Here is a 6,944-nt window from a genome sequence, read left to right on the forward strand (position 1 = left end):
CCCAGCTGAATTTGATATATAGAAAGTGCTAACGTAATGAATTTTCCAACGATAAGTTAAAGCAAGCAAGGGTAACTTTCACCGCATCGCATACACTCCACTTGATTTCAACACAATATAGTTGCAAGAAGCATGCCAACTTCATATGAGTGTTAATATCTTATTTGGACGACGGTCATTATAAAATAATATGCAAATCATTGCATAACATGAAATTTATTGCGCGTCAATATTTTCAAGTCCATGCTTTTCCATTTTATAATAAAGATTACGGACCGAAACGCCTAACATCTTTGCAGTATTTGTTTTATTTCCTGAGTTTTTCATCAGAGCTTGTTTAATGAGCTGATGCTCATAGCGATCCATCTGTTCGCTAAGTGACTGACTCTCAGACTGGATATGTTCATTTTTTAACGGGATAGCTTTCTCATAGGATTCGATAAAATCAGGAATATGATGCTCCTCGATGATTGTTTCATTTAATTTCATAAAGATAATCGTACGTCCAAGAATATTCTCTAGTTCTCTTACATTTCCAGGCCAATGATATTGTTTTAATCGTTCAATCGCACCTACACTAATATCCTCGATCGTCCGACCATATTCTTGATTGATTTTTTGAATTAAGTGGATGGCCAATTCTTTAATATCTTCCTTCCGATTTCTTAACGGCGAGATATGAATCGGCATCCGGTTCATTCTAAAGTACAAATCTTCACGAAAGCTACCATCAGATATTGCTTTTTCCAAATTAATATTTGTCGCTGCAATCACACGGACATTTATCGGAATAGGTGTTGTGCCTCCTACCCTAACAATTTCATTCTCTTGAAGCACTCGTAATAATTTCACTTGCATATGTGTTTTCAGTTCACCAATTTCATCGAGAAAAATACTGCCATTATTCGCTTCTTCAAAAAAGCCTTTTTTCCCACCGCGTTTAGCTCCAGTAAAAGCCCCGTCATCATATCCGAATAACTCGCTTTCAAGAAGTGATTCTGAAATCGCAGCACAGTTCACGCGAACGAACTTATTATACTTTCTGTCACTTGCATTATGTATCGCATGAGCAAACAATTCTTTCCCTGTTCCCGATTCACCACGAAGGAGCACGGTCGCCGGCGTTTTCGCACAAAGCTTTGCCTGTTCGATTGGTAAATTCATCTCCTCTGATTTTCCAATAATATCAGCAAAGGTATATTTCGCTTCCAGAGTTCGAATTATTTGCCTTGCTCGGGATAATTCAGCCGTTAACTGCTGAATTTCTGTGACATCATGGACGACCCCGACACTTCCTTTCAGACGTCCATCGACAATAATTGGCGCAACATTGACAATCACTTCTTTCCGCTTGGGACCCAATCTCATGTTTACGCCTCTGACAGGTCTTCTCGTTTGTAAAACGCGCATATGCACGCTATCGCCTTCATAAATATCCGCAGTTGCAGGCTTACCAATAATTTCTTCACGGCTTAATCCAGTAATTCTAGTGTAAGCCGGATTTATGATTAGCCCTCGTCCTTCCTCATCAACGACCGATATAGCATCATTACTAGACAGGATAATTGCTTCAAGCAATGTCTGTACTTCCTTAAGGTCCGTTATTTGCTCCGCTAAATCAACAGCTTCGGTAATATCCTTAAATACTGCAAATGCCCCGATGACTTCGTTTTGTTCATCGAGCAATGGAATTCTTGTCGTAATAATCTTTAGGCCATTTTCAAGTACTTGTTCCTTATTTATCTCGGTTCGATTTGTCTGAAGTATCTTTGGGAGCCTGCTATTTTGGATTACCTCATGAATATGCTTGCCAATTACGTCATTCCTTACCTTTTCTGTCATTCGTTCGGCACTTCGGTTAAACAAAATGATATAGCCATGCTTATCAATAACGATCATCCCATCATTTGTCGTATTGAAAATGAGGTCATGCTTGTATGATTGTTTTTCAAGCTTTTCGATTCGTAATTCTTTTTCTTGAAAAAGCTCAGATAAGAGATTTGCGAATTTACTAGGAATTAACAAAAAGTTCCCCCGCCCAGCTTGCCTGATCTCTTGAAATACCTGCTCATGTCCTGTTGCTTCGATAATAATATCAATCGATTCCAGATCTACAGATGTCCAATCAGTAGCGGTTGGAATAGACAGTTTTTTTGCATAAACCATCCCTACAGCATTTACATTGATATCAACTACATAAGCCACTATAAACAACTGACTTTCATGTAGCATTCGCAAAATTGCTGTTCCACTTGGTCCTGCCCCAACGATCATTACTCGCTGCATGAATATCCACCTCGGCTATATCTGCAATTTTCTTCACAATACTTCAATAAAAAACGCAATTTTTTTCAAATACTCTCTTATTTTAATGAATTAGTTGTCACTTGACAAATCTAATGCTTCCCTTATCATATAAAATAAGACATAAATCACAAAAGACACAAGCCTAGTTCCAAATTTCTCAATTTGAGGGGTTTTTACTTATGAAACGAGCCATTGCTTTTCTTATCCTTTTCATACCCGGCGCACTCGCCGCCTACGGAATTAAAATAATGAGAGACATGGTGTTTGGAATCTCTCAATTCCCCTTCCCAGCCCTTTGGGTTCAATTTTTAGTTGGGTTGCTTCTAACCATTGGCGGGATTGGGTTTATCGCAGGATTTGTGCTTCATCGTGACCGAAAGAAAGAAAAGGTGCAAACAAGATTTAAAGTATGAAAAAGAGGCTGTCCTAAAAAACGGGCTGACCCAACTATTAACCTACAGTTTATCGTGATTTTTACACTTCATTCAAACTGTATGCACTAGTTGTCGGTCTAATCCTTACTTTTTAGGACATCCTCTTTCTTTGTACATGTTAAGTTATTGTACTTCGATCGTACCTCGTAATTTTACTGCTCGCTCTGGAAAATCAGTAATAAATGCACTGATGCCAATTTCGAAAAGATGTCTCATTTTATCTTCTTTATTGATCGTATAAGGACGAACCGCTACACCTTCTTTCATTGAAGCTACAACGATTGCATCAGATGCCATATGAATGGAAGGGTGAATTGCTCTTGCACCAATTGAAGTAGCATATACCCACGGCATATATAAACCGTCTCGATAAAGAGGCGCTGTTTCAATGTCTGGGGCAATTCGGTATGCGTGGACAAGACTATAATGATTAAAAGAAGACAAAATGACCCGACTTTCCATTGAGTACGTCCTCACCAAAGCGATCACTTTCTCTTCAAGGCCCGGGTATGAATAAACGCTATTCTTCAACTCTATATTCAAAATCATATTCGTCCCTTGAATCCAGGCAAGCACTTCCTCTAAATTAGGGATCGCTGCGTTTGCGAACTGCTTCCGAAACTTATACCCTGCACTTAATAATTGCAGATCATTCCACGTATGATCTTTTACATTTCCTTTACCATTCGTTGTACGATCCAATAATTCATCGTGAATTACGACCACTTCACCATCTTTAGAAAGTTGTACATCTAACTCAATTCCATCAGCTCCTACTCTGTATGCCTCGTAAAAGGAAATCATTGTATTCTCAGGATGCGTTCCAGCGGCTCCCCGATGAGCAAATATTTGAGTCATGCCTATTTCCTCCCAAGTTAAATTCATTTATCATGCAAGTTAATGCTACCACTTTAGAAGGTATCTTTCATTAAAATAGTTAATGTTTTCCAATCTTAAATTCTAAAATCAGACGAATTTTTACATTACAAAATATCATTGACATCGTAAAGACAACAACCACCTCGTTGACTTTCACATACCTGTCATAATTCCAACTTTATAAAATTTTGATATGCACCTTTAGCTAGAATCACGGCGACAAAACGGGGGGTATTCACAAAAGGAGAAGATCTTCCGCACATGAGCTACGGATGAGGCAAAAATTTTATCAGGGACCATCCATGAATCTTTTTAGACATTTTTTTGCAACCGCTTGCTTTTTTATAATAAATATTTCTCATTACTACCACCATCCACCCCAATAGAATAATGGTTCGCTTTAATTGTATAAAGTTTTTTGAGTCACCTAGTACTAATAAAAAAAGCAGCTTCGCCAATATCGGATAAGCCCGATAACTCGAAATTGCCTATTATTATCAGGATTACTTCTTAAGGGCAAGAATAATAAAATTCTAACCCTGTCAAGAAGCCTTATGTTCTAACCGTAATTTATCAGCTACCATGGCGATGAATTCTGAATTCGTTGGTTTTGCTTTGGACATGGACACTGTATAGCCAAATAAGGATGATATGGATTCGATATTTCCCCGACTCCAAGCAACCTCAATAGCGTGGCGAATTGCGCGTTCTACTCTACTTGCAGTTGTATTATATTTTTTAGCAATATCGGGATACAGTACTTTTGTAATTGACCCAAGTAACTCAATATCATTATAAACCATTGATATAGCTTCTCTTAAATACATATATCCTTTAATTTGAGCAGGAACACCAATCTCATGAATAATACTGGTGATGTTTGCATCCAGATTTCTTGGCTTTGGCTCAACAGGACGATATGCTGGTTGAGAAGACGTATTCGTAACTTGATTACTTTTTCCACCAACTTGACGAATATGACCACCTAAGTTTTCCATATCAAACGGCTTGAGGATGAAATAGGCAGCCCCAAGATCAACCGCTTTTTTCGTTACATCTTCTTGACCAAAGGCAGTTAACATAATGACATTTGGCATCGAACCGCGCTTCATTTCACGTAATTTCCCCAAAACCGCAAGACCATCTAAATGCGGCATGATAATATCTAATATAAGTATATCAGGATTGATATTTTCTAAAAGGTTTAAACAGTCTTGTCCGTTGTATGCTACACCAATCACTTCCATATCTTCCTGAGAAGAAATATACTCGTCCAATAAGGTAACCAGTTCTTTATTATCATCCACAATACATACTTTAATTTTCTTCACGCTTAAATTCCTCCTCAACTACAATTGGTCATTTTTTCTATATTTCTAAAAACATTGTAATTGAAATTTTCGACACAGGAAACTAAATTCCTTTTAATTTTATAAAATTTATACAAAATCAATATTTTTCTCATAAATTCTCTTATTTTCGACCATGTTCGCTATATAGCATCAACTTTGTCGAATATTCTTTATTTCTTCTTTTATTCTATCATAGTACATGAATAAAACGGGCAAAATATTTGACAATCTTTTAATAAATAGGAAAAGGAGCCGGTTTTAAGGCTCCTTTGTTCAACTCGCTTTCTCCTTTGCACCAGATTTTTCATATATATCAATGCCCGCCTCATTCAACATCCATTCAATATGGACCCCATATCCACTTGTTGGATCATTGACGAAAACATGGGTTACAGCACCAACTAATTTTCCATTTTGAATTATAGGGCTGCCACTCATTCCTTGAACAATCCCACCAGTCTTCTCTAACAACTTCTTATCAGTTACCTTTAAAACAATCCCTTTAATGGCTGGGAATTTCTGTGGTATCGTACTAACGATTTCAACATCGAATTCCTCTACTTTTGATCCTTCTAGTACAGTTAATATCTTTGCCGGTCCTTCTTTTACTTCATGCGATAAAGTGATTGGCAGTGGTTGATCAGCAATCCCATTACCGACTTCTTTTTTCATTTGTCCGAAAATTCCAAATGGACTATTTCTGTTAATATTACCGATCACTTCTTTATTTGACGAGAAACGAGCTAATTTTTCACCCGGATCTCCGTTGCTTCCTTTTTCAATGGATGTTACAGTTGATTGAACAATTTGTCCGTCTTTTACAACAATTGGTTTTTTCGTATCCATATCTGAAATAACATGACCGAGTGCGCCATATTTTTTTGTTTCAGGATGATAAAACGTCAATGTACCAATTCCAGCGGCTGAGTCGCGTATATAAAGACCAAGCTTGTACGTGCCTTCATTTTCATCTTTTAATGGTAAAAGTTTTGTCTCAATTATTTCTTTCTCACGTGATATCACAAGTTGAAGGGGTTCGCCTTTTTCACCTGCTTGTTGTACATAAGGGGTTACATCAGACATTTTCTTAATTGTTTGGCCATTTATTTTCGTAATGATATCACCTATCATAACATGCGCTGTTTCACCAGGTGATTTCTTACCTTGTCCTGTTTCTACTAGATGATGTCCAACCACTAATACTCCGAGCGTATTTAATTTGACACCTATAGATTGTCCTCCTGGAGTCACCTTAAAATCCTTTAATATATGAACATCCACTTTCTTGACCGGGAAGCCAGCAACATCTAAAAGTAACTCGCTCGTTCCAGGTTTATCTGCACCAAGTGTTAACAAACCTGGTTCATCTTGAACCGTTACCCCATTTTCATTTGAATAAGTCGTCGCATGAACAGCCAAATTATTACGGATGCTATATTGTTCACCTTCGAAAAGGACGATTTTTTTAGGAATTAAAAAATACTCGCGTAATGGTTGATACAATCCTAACATTAATAGCGAAACAAGGAGAATTCCACCGATGATTCTTTTAATCCATTGTTGGTACATCTTTTTCACTCCCCTCGTTTTTGCTCCAAATCCTAAATGGCTACACCTTTAATGTAGCCCTCACAGCAAGCATTTATAACTCAGGGCAAAAATAAAAGCTATCCGTTTTTGGATAGCTTTTCAATGAAAAAAAATGAGTATTTACGAATAAAGTGAAACTTCCATTAGCGGTGACCTTCCGCTAATGGTTAGTTGAACCAATCGGGGTTTTACAGGCTGTTTATTTTTAACTCGATATTTTTAATCTTTAACAAAATATGTGTGATGATGTTACAGCCTGTTAAACCGGGATAAAGTGAAACTTCCTTTAGCGGTGACCTTCCGCTAATGGTTAGTTGAACCAATCGGGGTTTTACAGGCTGTTTATTTTTAACTCGATATTTTTAATCTTTAACAAAATATG

Annotated in this window: 5 protein-coding genes; 1 reads left to right on the forward strand and 4 read right to left on the reverse strand. The window is 37.3% G+C overall.

The genetic code is table 11. The features are described 5' to 3' along the window. Positions 1 to 216: 216 nt before the first annotated feature. Positions 217 to 2,286 carry a sigma 54-interacting transcriptional regulator gene (locus tag HNP81_RS12855; protein ID WP_182502875.1) on the reverse strand — a complete coding sequence of 690 codons (2,070 nt, stop codon included), beginning with the start codon at positions 2,284 to 2,286 and terminating at the stop codon, positions 217 to 219. Between the two features lie 200 nt (positions 2,287 to 2,486). Between HNP81_RS12855 and HNP81_RS12860 the strand changes: the two genes are divergently transcribed. Beyond that, positions 2,487 to 2,720, forward strand: a complete 234-nt coding sequence (locus HNP81_RS12860) for a DUF2627 domain-containing protein (RefSeq protein WP_028391721.1) — start codon at positions 2,487 to 2,489, stop codon at positions 2,718 to 2,720. Between the two features lie 144 nt (positions 2,721 to 2,864). On the opposite strand, the gene HNP81_RS12865 is transcribed toward HNP81_RS12860, so the two are convergent. The 3 genes from HNP81_RS12865 to spoIVB form a co-directional block, all read right to left on the reverse strand. Continuing rightward, positions 2,865 to 3,599 carry a glycerophosphodiester phosphodiesterase gene (locus HNP81_RS12865; protein WP_028391722.1) on the reverse strand — a complete coding sequence of 245 codons (735 nt, stop codon included), beginning with the start codon at positions 3,597 to 3,599 and terminating at the stop codon, positions 2,865 to 2,867. A gap of 563 nt (positions 3,600 to 4,162) precedes the next feature. Next, a complete protein-coding gene (gene spo0A / locus HNP81_RS12870) occupies positions 4,163 to 4,951 on the reverse strand; it encodes a sporulation transcription factor Spo0A (protein WP_182502876.1) in 789 nt (262 codons plus the stop codon). A gap of 294 nt (positions 4,952 to 5,245) precedes the next feature. Beyond that, positions 5,246 to 6,541 (reverse strand): SpoIVB peptidase, encoded by a 1,296-nt coding sequence (gene spoIVB, locus HNP81_RS12875; RefSeq protein ID WP_182502877.1) that lies wholly within the window; start codon positions 6,539 to 6,541, stop codon positions 5,246 to 5,248. Positions 6,542 to 6,944 lie beyond the last annotated feature (403 nt).

Origin of the sequence: Peribacillus huizhouensis, assembly GCF_014138605.1 — a bacterium.
Lineage (GTDB): Bacteria > Bacillota > Bacilli > Bacillales > DSM-1321 > Peribacillus > Peribacillus huizhouensis.

Coding starts and splice junctions, on each gene's coding strand:
- HNP81_RS12855 (WP_182502875.1), bottom strand. CDS start 2,286: ATGCAGCGAGTAATGATCGTTGGGGCAGGACCAAGTGGAACAGCAATT.
- HNP81_RS12860 (WP_028391721.1), top strand. CDS start 2,487: ATGAAACGAGCCATTGCTTTTCTTATCCTTTTCATACCCGGCGCACTC.
- HNP81_RS12865 (WP_028391722.1), bottom strand. CDS start 3,599: ATGACTCAAATATTTGCTCATCGGGGAGCCGCTGGAACGCATCCTGAG.
- spoIVB (WP_182502877.1), bottom strand. CDS start 6,541: ATGTACCAACAATGGATTAAAAGAATCATCGGTGGAATTCTCCTTGTT.